Origin of the sequence: Pleionea litopenaei, from assembly GCF_031198435.1 — a bacterium.
Taxonomy (GTDB): Bacteria; Pseudomonadota; Gammaproteobacteria; order Enterobacterales; family Kangiellaceae; genus Pleionea; species Pleionea litopenaei.
Map to the genome: position 1 here is coordinate 3624087 of NZ_CP133548.1, position 19480 is coordinate 3643566.

Sequence of the window (19480 nt, forward strand, 5' to 3'; positions counted from 1 at the left end):
GAGTCAACGCGTCGTGAGTCAACAGACATCCGGTTGCCAAAGCGCGTTTTTTCGTAGAGTCTAAGTGAGAAATATTGTAGAGTGGTCATTGAAATTTGCCGTAGAAGCCTGTTTTGACCGTTATGAAGCGAGAACGACCCCACTGGAATAATAGCTACCGAGTATCTGACTGCTCGGTATTTGACATGGGATGCTTATCACCTGAGTGCTCGAAAGCAGTATTCGAGCCACTTGATGAACTACCATTTGTCGCAGTCGTACTGAATTCTTCGGCTCAGATTCTATTTTTAAATCACTACGCTCAGCAGACACTCAAAGTTGATGGTACACAAGCGTTTGGACAATCGTGGATCGAACAGTTCATTCCCATCGACCAGCACAAAGAAATCCACCATCTATTCTCAGCCGCGATGTCTGGAATTACCGCTCCCTTTGCCAGTTACGTGAATGACGTTCAAGATTGCGTTGGCGAAACGCATTCGTTATTTTGGCTTAACAATTATGTTGCCTGCAAAAAAGCAACGATCAAGGGCGTGGTCAGTTTAGGGTTTAATCCAGAGCAGTTCTCCAACATTCAGACCATCAACCTACCGCTGTCTTTTGAGTGTAAAGATAAACCTGTTGCTGCCAGTTAGTTGTTTTAATGGCATGATTATTTAATAGCTAACTTGTTTAACTGCCCACTTAGATGGCCTACTTAGTTGTCTAATTCAACGATGACCAATAGGCCGAGAAAATAGCGTTAGCGATGTGTGTTTTCATCAATGCCTAAGTTTAATGGCTCAGGCGACGCTTTTCCCTCAACCCGCACCGGTATCGTAACGATAAATTCACTACCAGCATTCAGTTCAGAAATGACATAAATTTCACCTTTCAAAACATCATGTACCCACAGATAAACAAGATGAAGGCCCAGTCCGATATGCCCATGACCTCGATTTGAGGTATAAAAGGGTTCGAATAGTTTTGTCTTGTCTTCAGCCGCGATTCCTTTGCCGTAGTCTTTAACAACGATTCTAACGAAACGGTTCTCCAAAACCTCAACACGAATATCAATCGGTTTTTTCTTGTCTAGGTCGTAAGCATGATAGATAGCATTTTCTACTAAGTTTTGCGTGACAAGCGAGATAAAACCAGGATCACTGCACATAGTAATACGACTTTCTAAGTTGACGGACACTTTTGCGTCGTATTCAATAAATAAACGATCAAGTGCTTGAACCAATGCATTTAAAGTATCATTTAAAGAAAACTCTCTAATACCATCATGCTTTCTATCAGCTGCAAAGCGTTTGAAACTCGAGATTTTATCGTTGGCTTCGATGACATTTTGTTCAATTAAATTCAGTCCTTCTTTTAAAGCAGCCAGAGAGCCAACAGCCAAATCCGGCTGTTCGAGTTGGCTTTCGAGTTTGTGAATGTAGCTTTTTACTTCGCCAACGATCAATTGAATACCGCCAACAGGCGTGTTGAGTTCGTGCGCTACGCCAGCTACAATTAATCCCAAAGCCGATAACTTCTGTTCTTCTATTAAGCTTTCTTGCATTCTTTCATTTCGGTCAAAGGCGCGCTTTAATTGACGGTTGACTAAGGTAAGTTTTTCTTTCTCTTGTTTTAGTTCGGCGAGAGATTGCTCACGTTTAACCGAGAGCGCGAGAAAGCGCTCAACCGTGATGAGTACTACAGAACAAATGAATAACAATGAGAGGAACACAGACCAAAAGACTTGCGTTTGAATTTGAGTAACAAAACCATCGGATAACCGTGAAATTAAAAATAATTGATTGTTGTCGTTAAAGTCCACCAGTGGGTGGGTTGAAAAACTTAATTTGCTGTACCAAATATTACCTCGATGAATGACCGTATTCGGTGCTGCATCTTTAAACAATTGCCAAAGTTCATTGTCGATGGTTTGCAAGTTTTGATCCGGCTTTCCTAATAAATGACCCCAGGTTTTCATTGTACTTTGATGGCTTAGCCAGTATCCATCGCTGTTCAATATTTCAAAGGCTAGCGTCGAATTACTTTTGATTCGATCTAACGACTGCTTAAAGTTAAAATTTAAAATAGCGAGATAACGTTCTCCATTGAATACAATCGGCTTAATCGCCCGAAACGTTGGTCGAATGGGGCGTTCAATTTGCCCGTTTTCAATATTTAAGTCGATTGCGGTAAACAGCGATTCATAGCTTTTAATACGATGACCTTCGATGAAATAATTCCTGTTGGATTTATTTTGCAATTTCTCTTTAGGAACAGAAATCATTTGCTGTTGTGTATTTCGCTCGTAGCGAACCCACTCTTGACCATTGGGCGCAAGCAAGCGCACTTGGAAAAGGTTGGGTGTTGTTGTAAATAGCTCCTGTATCATGGGTGCTACTTGTTCTTTATTTTGCGACGAGTGACTTGAATCACCGTAACTTTGCTCGAGCAGGTTTCTAAGTTCACCTGATGCAAATCCGAGTAATTTAAGGCTATTGATAAATGTACTATTGATTTGCTGGCTGGCTTGATAGATTTGGTTTTGTTGTTTTTCGTGCCACGGCTCGAGTAACGTTCGAGTGAAATATTGATATGAAAAAATTCCCGTTATGACGGCTAAAGTAATAATGATCAGTGATGTCGGCAATAATATTTTTAAAAACTTATGTTTAGATTGGGAATTCATTATTGTTGTTTGCTCTTGATAAATGCAATGGCGTTTTCGGGCGTCATTGGCTTGGCATACCAATACCCTTGACCTAGCTCACAACCTAAATCGGCTAGTGTCGAGCGTTGCTCTTCGGTTTCTATTCCCTCAGCAAGAACTTCGAGTTTCAAGTGTTTGCCCAGCCGAATAATTGTGTCGATTAAGAACAGCGTGTCGGATTGCTGATTAATTTCATTGACGAAGACGCGATCTATTTTGAGTATATCCGCTGGTAAGCGAGCCAAGTGAGAGAGTGACGAATAACCCGTGCCAAAATCATCGATTGAAACCTTAAAACCATGTTGGCGTAATTTAATTAAATTCGTTTCGATAACTGAGAAATTTTGCATGGCTTGGGTCTCTGTCACCTCAACGATAAAATTATTGTTGCTTAAGGATGCGGATTGATAGCGTTGAATAAGACCTGAAATAAAAGAATCTTCTTTCAGGTCTTGAATCGATAAGTTGAATGCGAGTAACAAGGTTGAGTCAATGTTTTGCAATTGCTTATTGAAAGTACATATCTTATCGAAAATTAAGGTGTCGAGTGATTCGATCAATCCAGCCTTCTCTGCGATAGAGATAAAATAATCAGGTCGTACCCATTCTCCATTGTCCTTTTGCCACCGAGCGAGTGCTTCAAAGCCTATCAATTCTAAGTTATCGATACGAAACTTTGGTTGATAGGCAACGTCTAGCTGACGATGAGCGATGGCTTCTTTTAACTCATCCACCAACAACAGTTGTTTCTTAACTTCACCTCGCAGCTCAGAAATAAAAGGATAAAAATTAAGGTTCTTGTTTTTAGCAACTTCTAGGTGCAGTTCTGCATCGGATAAATGTTGGTCGGCAGTTTTACCTTTTTCATCGACAATGGGATAGACGACCGTTCGTACGCCGATACGTCGCTCAGTGCAATTATTGGTTTTATTGGGGTACAAGCGGCCGAAAATATTGTCAACAGTCTCACTAGTGAGAGTATGATGGCTGGGTAGTAATACGGCAATCACGCTGCGTGACGCTCGAGCAACGCAGACGTTATCAGAAAAGGTGTGCTCTATTCGCTCTTTAATGAGTTTTAATGAGTCAATCACCATGGCATAGCCAAACACCGATTTGACTTCATCATAAGATTTTAATTGGACTAATAACAGTTGCATGGTCGTATTTTTTGTCGCAAGCATTAGTGAAATTTCTTGTTCTAGTTGGTTGCGATTAAAAATATTAAGGTCGCTGTCTCGATAGGCTAGGTGTTGTAGATGTTCGAATAAGGTCACATTTACTAAACCACTTTTTATGTTCTCACAGTAAACTTGCAGTAAGGTTGCGAGCGTCTCAGAAATAGGCGTGCGCGACAACACCAAGACAATGTAAATGTTGCCATTAAGCTGAGAGTCATCGAAATACAGCAGCGTACGTTGTCCATCAAACTGATGTTGTCCAGTGGCCTCTGCTCGTTCGAGCATTTGCTGAAACTCTTTTTCTATAAGTATGCTGCGGGCTGCTTCTGGAGAATTTTTCATTGGACCGCTTATTGCAATGATTCTTTTTTCAACATCCTTATTTTCATTAACGCCAGACGGTTTTTGCACACAGACAATACCACCGTCAGTCGCGTGACAAAGCTCGCTGATCCCTTCTAATACCTGATCGGAAAACGAATCTATTTTATTCAATCGACTCAAGTTCTGTGTATTGTTAATAATGATTTGCAGGCCAAGGCGAGCTTGATTGAGTTTTCGAATTTGATCAAAATTTCGGACGTTCGCCGTTATGATCGATTTTAAGTAAGCCCCCGTTATTTGGCTTTTCTCGCAATAATCATCAATGTCGAACGATTGAAGAAGGTCGTCGCGTGGCGCCATTCCCGGCTGTCCGGTCAAAACGATGATACGGCTTTCTTGATTATTGAGTTGTTCTCGTATGGTTTGAATAAACTTGATACCGCTATCATCTTCCTCCATGACTATATCGAGTAAAATAACGGCGATGTCTTTGTGAGAACGGAGCTTTTCGGTGGCTTCTAGAATGGATTGCGCGGTCAGTAATTCGACTGGTTTTCCGAGCACATGAAAACCCCGCAGAGTGAATACGAGAGAACTCTGATATTGGTTGTTATCTTCTATGGACAAGATCTTCCAAGTCGCCGACTCTTGAAAGTCAGGCGGCGCGCTCTCATCCGACCTTAGTTTGAAATCATTCAATGCTTTGATGTCCATGTTACGACTATCTGAATTTTCTCACTTACCTGCGATCTTTGAGCGTTGAATTGACTTGTTTTATTGTTGTGGTTAACTCTTTGAATTCAATATTAAATATTCAGCTAGAAAAAGCATGTTTTTAAACTTTTCAGCCTATACAGTTGGTTTAGTTGAATCTGAATCAGAATTCAAGTTTTCAGGGAGGGATAAGTGTAACTTTTTAGGCAATTTTCGCATCATTTAACCCTATATAAATTAAGGGTTTATCAAAAAATTCAATCTAAAACGAAATAGAATAATTGAGTTTCGAAAAAGTAGGGTAAAAAATAAGGTGACATAGACGAAGGTAGTAAAACCGACGGAAAAAGATCGAGCAATAGATCGAGCGAAAGATTGAGCAAAAAGATAAAGCAACATTATAAAGACAAAATCAATAAAGACGGTCAGGCAATTCGGGCACTTTTGAGTGCATCTGTTGAGAAGATTGCTTGAGGGTTTTGAACAATGCGGTTTTGATCACGAGAATTTGGTAAACAAACTTCGAACCGTTCGAGAAATGAAAGGGAGTCCATATCCCTTTCGTTTCTGTCATTTAGGCGAAAGACTTTTTCTCCCACTGGATCATAATGCCCGCTGATAACACTGAAATAACCAGGCCCATGGCGAATACGGTAATAAACATGCCGAAAAACTGAATCACTGGGCTTTGCCAATAAGATTTTTCTTGATTCAAACGGTCAATGATGGCGGCAATCTGTTCTTGTGTTTGCCCACTGTTGCGAATCGTTTCTATGTAGTAGCCATAGTATTGATCCATAAACTCTGGATTAACCCAATTAACATAAACTAAGTTATAAATGCCAAAGCCGGTACCCGCTAAGACGCTTATCCCCAGGCCAAGGAGACAGTAACGCCAATAGCTGGTGTTAATCTCTGGGGCTCGTTTCATTTCAACCTGCGCCAAAATAATCATGGCCAGCGCGGCGAGCATGGCGGAGTAGCCAATGACTTCACCCATGCCGTAATTTTCAGGTGTTTGTTCGATAAAGATTGCAGAACAAACCGTCACGCCAACCAAGATTAAGGTTGCCCAACCACCGTATTTAAAGATCAGTCTTTGCATTGTTATTCCTTATAACCTGTTAGTCATTTCACAGACGCCAGTGTGCTGATTTACTTGAGTTTTGGCTATCACCCAATTGGGTGATTGAGTACTAATTTATTATTTTCAACAGCTTAGCTTCGCTTACCGCCTGCGTTCGGTTACTCACTTCCAGTTTAGTGTACAGGTTGTTGAGGTGAGTTTTAATGGTATTGGTCGACAAAGAAAGTAGGCGCGCGATCTCTTTATTGCTGTATCCGTGGCTCAATAACTCCAATACCTCAAGTTCTCTTTCACTGTATTCAGCGCGCAGTGATTGATTGAGTCTTTCCGCTTGCACAGGCACGTGGGCTTTGGCTCTTTGCCAGCGCCAAACAACGTAGGCGCCCAGTGATAAAAATACTAATGCAATCAAGCCCGCATACAGGCTTAACGCTTCTTGATAACGAAAGAAGTGGTATTCCACAGCTTTAAGGATGGAAAGAAGTATTAACAGCGCTGTGGCGTATTTCAGTATGAGTCGGCGCACTGAATGGGTAATCTCTTATTAACAAGGTGTTCGATAGAATACTTCATTATACCCGCTGGTTTTAAATTCTCGACACAGTGAGAGTCTTCAGAGATGATGTCCTCGCGCTGCGCAAGAAAGGGATTATGAATCAACTTAGGGATTATGAATCAATTTAGGGATTATGAATCAATTTTAGGTAATCGCTTTTAATCAATCAATCCAGGCGCCTAGCAAGAACCCATTTTTTAATTGCTAATTTAGGGAGGAATTAATGGCCATTTACATAGAAGCTCGTGTGAAAACAGCGATGATTGTGCACGGCTATGACCAAGAAAACCAAGAAGTTGTCGAATCTATTGATGACTCAGAGTACACCAGAAAGCTGATTCAGGTGGATCGGATATTGTCGATCAGTGAAGACTTTCTATTGGTCAGTTCTAATCATGGACGAGTGATGTATTGGCATTACGATGAGTCGCTCGATGAAATAAAGCAGCGCCTACTCGACGCTGGCATCGTTATTGGATAAGGCAATAGGTAATAGAGCTGTCTCTTAACCACGCTTTACTTTTTTAGTACGGTAAATCTAGTTTGAGCAAAAGTCGGTTTTTCGACCTTGGTAAGGGCGACCAAGCTTTTGCTCAATTAGTAAATCGGCTAAATTTTTACCATCGACCCAAACTTCAGCGACGATGCGAAAGTACTTTCCTCGTGTTAGGGCTCTTAGTTCGACCTGCTTTGCTGCTCTTAAAGTCGCAACGGTAAACTGCTTCGCTTGTCGAGCGAGCTGTTTTTCTGCCTCACACTGACCTCTAAGCTCAGGAGTATCTACCCCTTTTACTCGAATGGGCACCCGCTCGCCGATGATTTTGGGCCAACTTTTAATGTTGACCCGAAAGGTATCACCGTCATAGATCGAGGTGATTTCATCGACCATCACCGACTCGAAGTTTTGTCCGAAAGTCGGCACCGAGTAATTTAAAAATAGGATTAATAATGTGAAATAGAGAGCTTTTGACAACATGAACTTACGTCGAACGATGAGCGGAGAGGTCAGATTATAACGCCTATAGCGATAGCGCAAGCGGAGATAGTCAAGTGGTCGTTAGGCAAGGGTACAAGAGTCGTTTAAAAGAATAGATACATTGCCTAGCTTTTCGAGCGCGGTAATATCAACTCTCAAATAAATTTGCAGACGATAGGGAACCTCGCTAATATCTCTGGCCGCAATTTAGGCTAATAAGAAAGATGTTATAAAAAGGAGATTTACCGGATGTTTCGGATACTGTTTTTGGCAGTGTCATTGCTTGTGCTGTCAGCGTGTGGTGGTGGAAGCAGTGGGAAAAGCTACTCAATTTCATTAGATAAAAACCAACTCAATTACGTGACTGAATTCCAACAATGGGTGGTTGCACGCGTGACCGTTGACTACCAGGGCGATGGTGTGTTGGTCGGCGTTCCGCCGGGCCAGTCCTTACCCGGTTGGATAAATATTCGAACCATCAGCAATACTACAGGGCGCGCTGTCTTTGATATTGAGATGTATGGCGAATCATATTCTGGCTCTTACAGCCAAACGCTAAGGTTTGTTACCGGTAGCGCTGACGATGCTTCAACGGCGACCTATAAAGATTTGCGTGTCAATTTACGCTCTGTTGCTCCGGTGGAATTTGCGACCATGTTAGGTCAATCTGAAGCGCCTGCTGCTCGAGTTCTGGAGCTTTCTGCTACTCAGTTTGCTGAAAATTATAATGTACAAGTTGAGTACGGTTCGTCATCAGAGTCGGATTGGCTAGAGGTCACCAAAGGTAGTTCTAGTTTCGAAGCTCAAGTCAGCCGTTTAGATGTACCCACCGGTAATTACTCCGCGCGGGTATTATTTGTTCTTGGTACCAGTATTCAAGCCGAACGCATCGTTTCTTTAAATGTGACAGAACCCGCTTTAGAAGTCGCACCAATCTCCGCTAAGGTGATTGATGAAACGACTCAAGTGAGTGATTTGTCTTTTACCGCCAATGCTTCCAATAACAGCAGCGTGTTAACTTGGCGAGTCGGAGAATTTTCTGAATTATTGGAGGTCAGCAAGGCGTCTGACGAACAAGGCATTGATGTTAGCGTCAAACTCGACGGATTAGACAGTCTAGCGAATGGCGAATACGACGGTTGGTTTGACATCATTTCTTCTCACCCCTATTCGGCAGGTGAAACGACTACTCGTTATACTTTCGACTTAACCGTTGATTTTGCGGGTGTTGAACATGTCTCGCCAAAAGTGGTGTACACCGGCCGCAGTCAAAAGGTGTTGGTTGCAGGGGCGAATCTTGCTGCCATTGACGACGCCACGTTTTTGGCATCGCAGGCCATTACTGCCATTGAGCGGATCAGTGACTCACAAGTTGAGTTAACGACGAATGCAAGTGCTGCGGTTGGAAACTATCCTTTTGAAGTCGCGAATCAATTGGGTATTAATCGTGTCACAGGTGAGTTAGTGGTTAAGTCAGACCCCATTTTCCCTATCGGTGAAGTGAGTCTACCGAAACCTGCTTACCAGGTGATTTACGATGCGCAACGAGAACAGTTTTATTTCCCAGGAAATTGGGAAGATAGTTACGTTTACCGAGTATTTAATGATGGCAACACTTGGCAGTACGCTACCTATGAAATTGATCGCCCAGCAGGCATTGCTCTCACTCGTGATGGTTCAAAGCTTATTGTTGGCACTTATGATTGCGCGGTAAAAGAAATCGACTTGACCACCAATGTCGTTGAAGACGGACAGCAACTGGACGGCTGCTACTACAATGAGTTTGGGTTTATTGGTCAATTCTATACGGGGCTAACGGTTATAGCTGATACCAATCAATGGCCATCCATGTGGCAATATCCGAGTTGGACAGGAGTGCCTTTTAATGTGCCTTCAGAACACAGCCCAATCGGAATGATCAGTGATTACGGCACTCATATGATTTGGGCCGGAGCACCAACCACGACTGGCGATAGAACGGCTTATATTTACAACGCTAAAACCAATGAAATGACGCCATGGTCAACGCAAGCGGGCGATTACTATTTAATGTATTTATTCAGTATGAGTGCTCGTGGCGAACGCTTCATTCACGACCGAGATCTGTATGATGAAAATTTAGCTTATGTGGGTTCTATTGGCTCGACGACTGATGCGCTAAGTATCGCTGGGTTATCACCTGATGGCTCTCGAGCAGCTTTGTTTGACTATGAAACTAAGACTGTGTCGATCTATGACACGAGCTTGAACTCGGGAGAAATAGTCGATCTTAATATCGAGCTCTCTGTAGCTGATGCACGAGCGACACGTATTCTTTTTTCAGAAGACAATCAGTATTTATTTGTATTTTCTACAAACGTCGATCGAACGTCAGGTAAGTTATCGGTTTTTGCTTTATAAAAACTCGATTTTCAGCAAAAGAAAAAGCCGGCGATTTAGCCGGCTTTTTTGTATCGATAAAATGCTTTAAACGACTTCGACGACCGGATCATTTTTAACAAAGTAGACAGCCAAAATGAGTAATGCAACTGGAAATAATATAATGTTTAAGGCGGCTAATAAAATGGTCAATTGAAACAAACAACTGATCATCAATAAAACTGAAAATACCTTTAGCAGTGTCGGTATTTGAGAGTGCCGGAACAAAAGCACAATAGAAAAGACCCCGCCACATATGGCATAGATGAACAAAGCCGAAAACGCTAAGAATAAGACTGTATCGGTTATATTCTCCATACTGATGGGAGAGACTGGGTCAGTTTTAAAACTTAAACTCATATCGACCAGCACTGACGCATGAAATACAGCGACGGATACGATCATCATCCACAACATGATTTTAGCGCTGGCGACGTTGAGTTGATCCGCTAACGCTTTGCGCAGTGACCAAAGCACATAGATTTCGAGTATTCCGATGACGATAAATAAAAAATCAAATGCGCTAAAGTTTTGTAAGTCTTGTTGCAACTCTAAATACCAATCCGTGCTGGAGGATAGAAATAAATTGCCCCAATAAAAAGGGAATAATGCCGCCAGAAGCAAGGCGGCGACTGCCGGTAAGTAGTTTCGTTGGTTCGTCGGTTCGGTCATCTCTGTCACCTGTTCCATAATTACTCCTTAATCATAACGTTTGCTTTTTAGCCGCTCCTTCAGCAAGAAGAAGATTCGCTCTCGTGAACGTTTGCTGTTTATCGGTTGTTGTCAGTCGATGATGGTTCTTGGTAGCGAAGCAAGTCGCCCGGCTGACATTGCAAAGCTTGGCAAATGGCTTCGAGAGTACTGAACCGAATCGCCTTCACTTTGCCCGTTTTTAATAACGACAAGTTGGTCATAGAGACCCCTGTTCGCTGAGACAATTCGGTGAGTGACATCTTTTTCTTTGCCAGCTCGATATCTAAATCAATGTGTATATTCATGCTATTTACTTTAAATCGGAAGTTTACGAAAAACAACTATTATTTTATGATAATCGTAAAATAATATTCGTTGAACATAATGTTTTCGATAAGAAGGAGTGATAAGATCAGGTAAATCAACGGGTTACTAATGAGAGCGGCAAAAGGGTGAATAAAGTACAAACTGGGCAAGGTAGTTGGAGAATTTAAGGCGGGTAAGGCTTGGGGTGTCAAATGAAGATTACTTACAAAAAAATGCCCGCAGTGGCGGGCATTCTTTTTTTGCAAAGGAGTATCGTTTCTTGCAGTGGTCAGTGGTTGAGCACTTTTGACTGGTTAAACGATCTCCGCTGGCTAGAACGATGATTGATTAGAACATCGTTTTTAGTGTTTTAAGTCAAAGCGATCAGCGGTCATGACTTTGCTCCAAGCCGCAACGAAGTCATTAACAAATTTTTGTTGCGCATCTTGTGATGCGTAAACTTCGGCAATGGCCCGTAATTCGCTGTTTGAACCGAAAATTAAATCGACCGGAGTTGCTGTCCACTTAACTTTACCTGACTTACGATCTTTACCTTGATAAACACCTTCGGACTTTTTGCTCCATGCCGTCGACATATCGAGCAAGTTGACAAAGAAGTCATTGCTAAGGGTTCCTGGACGGTCGGTGAATATACCGTGCTTAGAACCATCTGTGTTGGCATCGAGTGAACGCATGCCGCCGATAAGTACGGTCATTTCTGGTACTGTCAACCCAAGTAGAGCAGCACGGTCGACCATGCTGTCGGCTGGCGACATTGAGGCTGACTCGTGGTAGTAGTTTCTAAATGCGTCCGCTTTAGGTTCCAATGCTTGGAAAGATTCAACTTCAGTTTGCGCTTGAGTGGCATCTCCACGACCAGGGTGGAAAGGAACCGCAACATCGAATCCAGCTTTTTTAGCAGATTGTTCAATAGCAGCTGCACCACCGAGTACAATCACGTCTGCGAGAGAGACTTTCTTACCGCCCGATAAGGATTTGTTGAAGCTTTCTTGAACTTTAGTCAAGGCCTTGAGGGCTTTGCTCAATGCTTTTGGATTGTTGACTGCCCAATCTTTTTGCGGAGCTAAACGGATGCGAGCTCCATTGGCGCCGCCACGCATATCGGTTGCTCTGAAAGAAGCCGCTGAAGCCCAAGCCGTTCGAATCAATTCAGAGTTAGATAACCCGGAATCTAGAATTTTCTTCTTCAGTTTGTCAGCGTCTTTCTGATCAATCAATTTGTGAGAAACTTCTGGTACAGGATCTTGCCACAGTAAAACTTCAGATGGCACATCGCTACCGAGATAGCGTGCACGAGGACCCATATCGCGATGAGTCAATTTGAACCAAGCTTTCGCGAACGCTAGTTCATATTCTTTCGGGTCGGCGCGGAATCGCTCGACGATTTTACGGAAAGCTGGATCTTTCTTAAGTGCCAAATCGGTCGTGAACATGATTGGCGCATGTCGCTTGCCTTTCACGTGCGCATCGGGAACCAAATTAGCGGCTTGACCATCTTTCGGAATCCATTGCGTCGCTCCGGCTGGACTTTTCGTCATTTCCCACTCAAAACCCATTAGGTTGTCGAGGTAGTTGGTTGTCCATTGAGTTGGTGTGACGGTCCAGGCTCCTTCAAGACCACTGGTAATCGTGTCTTCAGAATGGCCTTTGCCACATTTGTTTTTCCAACCGAATCCTTGTTCTTCAATCGCTGCGGCGGCGGGTTCTTTGCCGGTGCATTTTTCTGGACTTTTCGCACCATGCGCTTTACCGAAGGTGTGGCCACCCGCGATCAAAGCAACGATTTCTTCGTCATTCATCGCCATACGACCGAAAGACATTCTGATATCTTGCGCGGCGAGTAAAGGATCGGGTTTACCACCTGGGCCTTCTGGGTTGACGTAAATGAGACCCATCTGTACGGCGGCTAAATCGCCTTTTAACTTGCCATCTTTGCCCCGACGTTTGTCGTCGAGCATTTTTTCTTCGGGTCCCCAGTAGACCAGATCGGGTTCCCAATCGTCGGCGCGTCCACCAGCGAAACCAAAGGTTTTAAATCCCATAGACTCAAGGGATACGTTACCCGTAAGAACCATTAAATCGGCCCAAGAGAGTTTGCGACCGTATTTTTGTTTGACTGGCCAAAGTAGGCGTCGAGCTTTGTCGAGGTTGGCGTTGTCTGGCCAGCTGTTCAATGGATCGAAGCGTTGTTGCCCACCGCCAGCGCCACCGCGACCGTCACCCACTCGGTAAGTACCAGCACTGTGCCAGGCCATTCGAATAAAGAAAGGACCATAGTGGCCGTAATCAGCTGGCCACCAGTCTTGCGACGTAGTGAGTACTTTTTCGATGTCTTTTTTAACGGCGGCCAAGTCCAGTGTCTGGAACTCTTTGGCATAGTCGAAGTTATCGCCGTAGGGATTTGACTCAGCTGCATGTTGACGGAGTGGTTTTAGATCGAGTTGCTCTGGCCACCAAAAACTGTTTGGTTTGGCTTCCATCGCATTGGCGGTTTGAATGGGCGTCATCGGTGAGAGCGCCACAGCAACCGCTGCGAAGATAGATAACGAATTTTTTAGCATTAGTTTTCCCCTTGCTTAGAGTTTTTTGTCGTTTAAGGTACAGCTAACACCCTCCTTAAAAACTATACACCGAAACTTACGATTGCGGTTGGAAAACTCGATTCAAAAAATAGATTACAGTAATAGTCGAATTTTTATATTGAAAAGTGCAATGCAGCAATTGAAAGATGAGATAGGAAATAATGAACCAGTCGTTTAAAATAGAGCGAAATTCACTTGAAAGTAATAGTTACAATGATTCATATTTCGAAACAAGCCATTGTTTGGTCGATAGCATTAACGGGAGCCGTTTTAGTTGTTCCATTGATCGCTATGCAGCTCACTGATCAGGTGAGTTGGAAAACTGGAGATTTTGTTGTAGCGGCAGCCATGGTTCTTGTCGCCAGCCTGATGTATTTTCATATCACCCAAAGGCAACGCAAACAAACGAATAAATTACTCTGGGGTCTATTAATTGGCCTACTTTTGATTAGCGTTTGGGTTGTTCTAGCAATCGATATTATTTAACTGGATTGGATTTTTAAGCTTGTTTTATTTGAAAAGTAAAAAATGCGCCTCAGTCGACAGACATAGGCGCTTTTAAATCCGATTGTTTTTATTATCAAGCGACGGGATTTTCTTTTACCTGCTTGACTTGCGAAAGAGCGGGATAATTAAAAACGGTAGCGAAGGCCAATGGCGCCGTCGACATCGAAGTCATTGTCGTTATTAAAGTCGTAATGTGGCACGGCTTGGACATAAGCGTATAAATTTTTGTCGAGACCAAATTGCAAACCTAGCGGTAAGCGAATTCCGACACGGTCTTCAATGACATCATTGTTCGCTTCTCGATCTTCAAAAAATGCACCAGCATCGATATATAGAATCAGAGACTTATTGTCGTTATAAAAATTTTGCAATCGAACATCAAATGCCGCTGCATCGCCATTTAAAAACAAACTGTATCGACTAAATTGCGCCGTTACACCTACATCTAAGTCGTAGGCAATACCCAAGTCAATGTTGCCTTTTGCTTCAACCGAATGAGCGGTAAACGCACTGATTAAACATAAACCGATTAATAATTTTTTCATAGTTGCTCCCGTTATTGTTAAATTTTGTAAATCATAACGGATTCAAGTCAGCAATAATGAAAACTAAGTCGCGATTTGAGATTGTTTATAGAATAAAGGTGTTATTTATACGTGATTAAGGCATGATTCGATTTCACGAAATGGAGTTTTGCTTTGGTTCTTGACGTATACGGGTAAAAACACTCGCTCAAAATGAAAATCAACCAGTTATCCTTCGAACATGAAAAATAAAAATTATAATGAATTTATAAAAGATATATTAGCGATTAAAGATTCGTGTGACCTATCAAAAGATTATCATCAGCTACCGCTGTATCAACAATTAGAAAGACAAGTGCATAATTTTAATTGTCATGATGATACGCGTTATTCAATAGCTTACTCTGCGAATGTCAAATATTGGCTGTATGGCGTTCTACTACTGCTGATATTACTTGGCATATTCGTTGTGGTCTATACGCAAATTGAAAAACAACTTGAGCATTATTATGGGGAAGAGTTTGCTAAAGTTTGTGTTGAGCACCCTGATGCGAAAGATTGCCATCCGATTCAGATGATGCAGAGTCAACAAAGCGACCGGCTCGATCTATTAAAATTCACTTTACCGGTTGCCATAACACTCATTGTATTTTTCTTTTCAAATGCTTTTTTTCCCGCTCGTAGGCAGGCCGTTGAAACAGAGAAGAAACGTACTGCGATGCTGTCAATTCTAGAGGCCGATGTAAACGACACGTTAGTTTGGTATGGAATCTGTCCGCAAATGCTTAGTTTGTTTGATAAAGAGTTTGTTGGTGATGATTGTCAAGCTCATACCGACTGGCAATATAAATTGTCCTCGCCCATTTGCTCACAAATAATCCATGTGCTTCGCCGTTACATTCTAAACTTTCAAAATCAATGTTTTGAGCATGGGAGTTTTATTGATCATCGTCCCTACTTGGTTTTTAACGGAGACTTTACTGGTGTTGAATTGATCAGGGATGATGATTTTTGGATTCTTAATAATGCCGTATGCAACCGTTACACCGCAATGGTGTCGAACGGAGAATCATTAAAGTCTGGTATTCAACAAGTTGAGGGGGATTCATTTTTAGACATCATCAATAAAACGCAAGATTTTAAGCGATTGGTCATGGGGATTTTTTCGAGTATCGAAATGTATATTGAGCAGTTAGAGAAAACGGTTGAATGCCGTATTGCGATAAAAAACAACGAAAAGCGAATGCCTTTGGATCCCAATCAAGTTTGGTTAGGGTTAGTCGCGCAGGCAAATCAGTCGAGTCTCCATCATGAAATGTATGAATTGGCCGATGTCATTCAATCAATGAAGTAAGTGTTTTTTGGGTCGGTTAGTTGGTGATTTTGAAGAGTGTTCTGGGGATAGTTCTGTTCTGAGGATGGCTTTGTTCTGAAGACTGCACTGAGGAAAGCGAGAACATTAAAATAAAACGAGTAGGGTGGTTCGATGGAGTTTATATATTTAATATCTATGGAATTTATCTAGGTAATAAAAGTGAAGCGTGATAAAAGCGTTTGATTCGTGCTAAGAATTGATTAACACACGATGCTTACAGTACGCCTGGTTTTGGCCCTTTCATAAATCCGTCTCCTCAAGTCGAATGAGTCTAGCTTACTTGGTGGCGTTCTCAATGTCAAAGTTTTACCCAATTCAATAATCGATAAGCTTATAAATAGCAGGTTTTGTTGATGGTGATTACTTCATTTTCGCGCGCCTATTGATAGTTTGGTAAGCGATTTATCCACCAATAGCCTTTTTCTTAATGGTTATCTCGAATCAAATAATTTAAGAGACTTGTCGCTTAAAGGATAAAGTTGGTCGTTCTCAGAACAATAAAAATCTCCCTATGTTCGATACTTAAGGTTGGTAAGAAAGGAGTGCGTAGTACCTGTTTGTCCTTACCGATTCACCTCCTAGCGTTGAGGTGTGGGAAAGACTAAAAAACTGATAAGGATCTTAATTATGCGAAGAAAAAATCCAGCATGGGTGTTGTCGACCATTGTCGCTGCCATGACAGTAACCGGTGGCGTTGGCGCAAGCGAGCAAGAGCAACGATACATTATAAAGTTTAAACAAGGGCAAAAAGCCGCAATCACTAGTGCGGTACGCTTAAATCAAGGCCAAATTAAACGAGAATTATCTAAGCGTCAGATGCTCTCGGTATCATTACCGGAAAGCGCAGCGAAACGTATTAAGTTGCGCGCTGATGTGGAGCTATTTGAACCGGATCCAAAACGTTATTTATTGGTTGAAGACATGCCCTATGGTATCCCGATGGTTGAAGCGCCGCAGGTAAGTGATGCGTTAACCGGGAATATGACGGTTTGTATTATGGATACGGGTTATTCATTAGGACATGAAGATCTTCCGACGACCGGAGTAACGGGAGATGATGGTTATGGTAGCTATGATACAGGAAACTGGTACGAAGATGGTCATGGTCACGGCACTCATGTCTCTGGCACCATTGCCGCTATTGGCGGAAATGATACCGGTGTTGTTGGGGTAAATCCGTCGGGTAATTTAAAGTTGCATATGGTCAAAGTGTTTAACAACAGTGGCAGTTGGGCCTATGGATCCGACTTAGTCGCGGCCGTTGACCAGTGCAGTGCCGCCGGGGCGAAAGTGATTAGCATGAGCTTAGGTGGCGGAGCTCCGAGTACGGCTGAGCAAGCGGCGTTTGATGACGCCTATGCAAATGGTGTTTTATCGATTGCGGCTGCGGGTAATGATGGCAACAGCAGTCTTTCTTATCCTGCCTCATACGACTCTGTGGTGTCAGTGGCTGCGGTCGATTCATCTGGAGCGAAAGCCAGTTTTTCGCAATTTAATAGTCAGGTAGAAATTGCAGCGCCTGGGGTTGGTGTTTTATCAACACTGCCAGGCAATACCTACGCCGCCTGGTCAGGCACATCGATGGCTACTCCACATGTTGCAGGAGTCGCAGCCTTGGTTTGGAGCCATTACAGTAGCTGTAGCAATCAACAGGTTCGAGTGGCCATGGCAAAGTCGGCGGAAGATCGAGGTGGTCCGGGTCGAGACAATAGTTATGGGTATGGCATTGTAAAAGCGAAAGCAATGTATGACCTTTTCGCAGTGAACGGGTGCGATGTTGGTGAGCTTCCTCCTCCTCCTGAACCGACTTCTTTGAGCAACGGTGTTCCCGTGGATAATCTATCGGGAGCTGCAGGTGATGAATTGGAATATAAGTTAGATGTTTCAAGTGGCGCTTCGAACTTGGTGTTTACGATGTCCGGTGGAAGTGGTGATGCAGATCTCTACGTGAAGTTTGGGGCTAAGCCAACCGGCAGTGATTATGATTGTCGACCTTACTCATCGGGCAATAATGAAGACTGCAGTTTTCCGACGCCACAAACCGGGACCTATTATGTCATGGTACGTGGGTACTCCAGTTTTTCAGGAGTCTCCTTGGTAGGAAGCTTCGATGGTGGCTCAAGCAATTCCCCTCCACAAAGCGCCTTTACGGCTAGCTGCAACTTGTTGACGTGTGATTTTGATGGCGCAACGAGCAATGACACGGACGGCACCATTGTGAGTTATCAGTGGAACTTTGGCGATGGCAACTCCGCCAACGGCGACAATGTTTCTCATACCTTCGCTGCGGCAGGCGACTACACCGTGACGCTAACGGTGACTGATAACGACGGTGCTAGTGACTCAAGCAGTCAAACATTAACAGTGGATGATGGTGTCGGTGCGAGTATTGAGGTTTCTGCAAATGGCTACAAGGTTCGCGGAAGGCACCACATTGACTTGCTTTGGAGTGGCGCATCGAGCAACAGCGTTGATGTGTACCGCGATGGTAATTTACTCACCACAACGGCGAATGACGGTGCTTACACCGATGCCACCAACAATCGAGGCGGTGCCAGCTACCAATATCAAATTTGTGAAGTGGGTACGACGACTTGCTCGGATACGGTGACAGTGAACTTTTAAGACACGGTAATCAAGTCGATAGGACACCGGTATTTCGGTGCTTCTGTTGTTTTAAAAAAGGCGGATCTGGTGATCCGCCTTTTTTGTAGGTTGACTTGATTAGAAAGGTATCTCAGTTAGGTTTTCAAATACTTGGCAGCAGCCCTTGAGTTTTGCTGCTAACTCAGGTTCAATAACTGTGTCCGTCGGCAAGGTAGGCATTGTTGATAGCGACTATCTAAGCCTAAGGAAAGGCAAAGTGCGTGAAATCGCAGGTGAGTGGAAATGAATGAAACCACAATTGAGTGAAACCACAATTAAGTGAGAGTTCAACTGGATGAAAACATCTACGTACAACAATCGATGTTTAACTGTGTTTTCAAGCGTTGAGTAAATATCCTTTGAGCACAGACTGTTTTTCAATGTTAAGACCTTGTGCCAAGCGTCTTTTTAGGGAATGAATATGAAAAAATTACTATTACTACTCATAAGTGCTGTGGCCCTGATGTCTTGCAAAACGGCACCAACGCAATTAGGTCAAAAAACGGGGCTTCCGGGAAAGTCGATAGCGACGATTGCGCCAGCTCTTTATTCCGATGCATTGGCCAGCTTAACCATGTGGATGAAAAATTCTCAGCAATGTGAGTTGGTTGAAGTTTTAGACACTCAAGGTATTTCAGAAGAAGGTGAAATACTCATGGATGAAACGGGGCGTTTATTCTCTGGTGTTGTGAAAGAAAAGTGGATTGTTAGTGGATGTGACAAAGTTTATAACCTAGCGATGGTTTTTCAACCCGACGGTAAAGGTGGAAACTTCATCGGTATTGCAAACATTAGCCCAGAGTAAATACTTTAAAAGTTTATTAAACCCTTGATTAATTAAATTTGGATGCAGCAGCATTAAAGTTGCTGCGTCAGGAAAT

The 19480-nt window shown here is 42.9% G+C and carries 16 protein-coding genes; 7 read left to right on the forward strand and 9 right to left on the reverse strand.

Translation table 11 applies throughout. The annotated features are described in order from the left end of the window. Positions 1-122: 122 nt before the first annotated feature. On the forward strand, positions 123-635 hold the full coding sequence (locus Q9312_RS16240) for a hypothetical protein (RefSeq protein ID WP_309201917.1): 513 nt from the start codon (positions 123-125) through the stop codon (positions 633-635). A gap of 107 nt (positions 636-742) precedes the next feature. On the opposite strand, the gene Q9312_RS16245 is transcribed toward Q9312_RS16240, so the two are convergent. The 4 genes from Q9312_RS16245 to Q9312_RS16260 form a co-directional block, all read right to left on the reverse strand. Then, entirely contained in the window at positions 743-2668 is a 1926-nt protein-coding gene (locus tag Q9312_RS16245) for a sensor histidine kinase (RefSeq protein WP_309201918.1), read from the reverse strand. Beyond that, entirely contained in the window at positions 2668-4908 is a 2241-nt protein-coding gene (locus Q9312_RS16250; protein ID WP_309201919.1) for an EAL domain-containing protein, read from the reverse strand. Before Q9312_RS16250 ends, Q9312_RS16245 begins: the two co-directional genes overlap by 1 nt. 574 nt (positions 4909-5482) lie before the next feature. Continuing rightward, positions 5483-6013: a DUF4199 domain-containing protein gene (locus Q9312_RS16255; RefSeq protein WP_309201920.1), complete on the reverse strand. Its 531-nt coding sequence runs from the start codon at positions 6011-6013 to the stop codon at positions 5483-5485. Between the two features lie 91 nt (positions 6014-6104). Beyond that, complete coding sequence (locus Q9312_RS16260) at positions 6105-6521, reverse strand: LuxR C-terminal-related transcriptional regulator (protein ID WP_309201921.1); 417 nt, start codon at positions 6519-6521, stop codon at positions 6105-6107. A 253-nt stretch (positions 6522-6774) separates the two neighbouring features. Between Q9312_RS16260 and Q9312_RS16265 the strand changes: the two genes are divergently transcribed. Then, complete coding sequence (locus tag Q9312_RS16265; protein ID WP_309201922.1) at positions 6775-7032, forward strand: hypothetical protein; 258 nt, start codon at positions 6775-6777, stop codon at positions 7030-7032. Between the two features lie 57 nt (positions 7033-7089). Here the strand turns inward: Q9312_RS16265 and Q9312_RS16270 are convergent, their stop codons facing one another. Beyond that, a complete protein-coding gene (locus tag Q9312_RS16270) occupies positions 7090-7527 on the reverse strand; it encodes a thermonuclease family protein (RefSeq protein WP_309201923.1) in 438 nt (145 codons plus the stop codon). A 249-nt stretch (positions 7528-7776) separates the two neighbouring features. Here Q9312_RS16270 and Q9312_RS16275 point away from each other — a divergent pair, with 249 nt between their 5' ends. Continuing rightward, the gene (locus Q9312_RS16275) at positions 7777-9927 is read left to right on the forward strand and encodes a hypothetical protein (RefSeq protein ID WP_309201924.1); all 2151 of its coding nucleotides are present in this window, start codon (positions 7777-7779) and stop codon (positions 9925-9927) included. A 66-nt stretch (positions 9928-9993) separates the two neighbouring features. On the opposite strand, the gene Q9312_RS16280 is transcribed toward Q9312_RS16275, so the two are convergent. The 3 genes from Q9312_RS16280 to katG form a co-directional block, all read right to left on the reverse strand. Beyond that, positions 9994-10635, reverse strand: coding sequence for a hypothetical protein (locus Q9312_RS16280; RefSeq protein ID WP_309201925.1), 642 nt, complete (start codon positions 10633-10635; stop codon positions 9994-9996). A gap of 80 nt (positions 10636-10715) precedes the next feature. Next, complete coding sequence (locus Q9312_RS16285) at positions 10716-10943, reverse strand: helix-turn-helix domain-containing protein (RefSeq protein ID WP_309201926.1); 228 nt, start codon at positions 10941-10943, stop codon at positions 10716-10718. Positions 10944-11306: 363 nt separating this feature from the next. After that, a complete protein-coding gene (gene katG / locus Q9312_RS16290) occupies positions 11307-13472 on the reverse strand; it encodes a catalase/peroxidase HPI (RefSeq protein ID WP_309204516.1) in 2166 nt (721 codons plus the stop codon). A gap of 288 nt (positions 13473-13760) precedes the next feature. On the opposite strand from katG, the gene Q9312_RS16295 reads away from it, so the two are divergent. After that, entirely contained in the window at positions 13761-14033 is a 273-nt protein-coding gene (locus Q9312_RS16295) for a hypothetical protein (RefSeq protein WP_309201927.1), read from the forward strand. Positions 14034-14179: 146 nt separating this feature from the next. Here the strand turns inward: Q9312_RS16295 and Q9312_RS16300 are convergent, their stop codons facing one another. Beyond that, positions 14180-14599 (reverse strand): hypothetical protein, encoded by a 420-nt coding sequence (locus Q9312_RS16300; RefSeq protein ID WP_309201928.1) that lies wholly within the window; start codon positions 14597-14599, stop codon positions 14180-14182. Positions 14600-14819: 220 nt separating this feature from the next. On the opposite strand from Q9312_RS16300, the gene Q9312_RS16305 reads away from it, so the two are divergent. The 3 genes from Q9312_RS16305 (at position 14820) to Q9312_RS16315 (ending at position 19404) form a co-directional block, all read left to right on the forward strand. After that, positions 14820-15932 carry a hypothetical protein gene (locus tag Q9312_RS16305; RefSeq protein ID WP_309201929.1) on the forward strand — a complete coding sequence of 371 codons (1113 nt, stop codon included), beginning with the start codon at positions 14820-14822 and terminating at the stop codon, positions 15930-15932. A 648-nt stretch (positions 15933-16580) separates the two neighbouring features. Further along, on the forward strand, positions 16581-18578 hold the full coding sequence (locus Q9312_RS16310) for a S8 family serine peptidase (protein WP_309201930.1): 1998 nt from the start codon (positions 16581-16583) through the stop codon (positions 18576-18578). 442 nt (positions 18579-19020) lie between these two features. Continuing rightward, the gene (locus tag Q9312_RS16315) at positions 19021-19404 is read left to right on the forward strand and encodes a hypothetical protein (protein ID WP_309201931.1); all 384 of its coding nucleotides are present in this window, start codon (positions 19021-19023) and stop codon (positions 19402-19404) included. Positions 19405-19480: the final 76 nt, after the last annotated feature.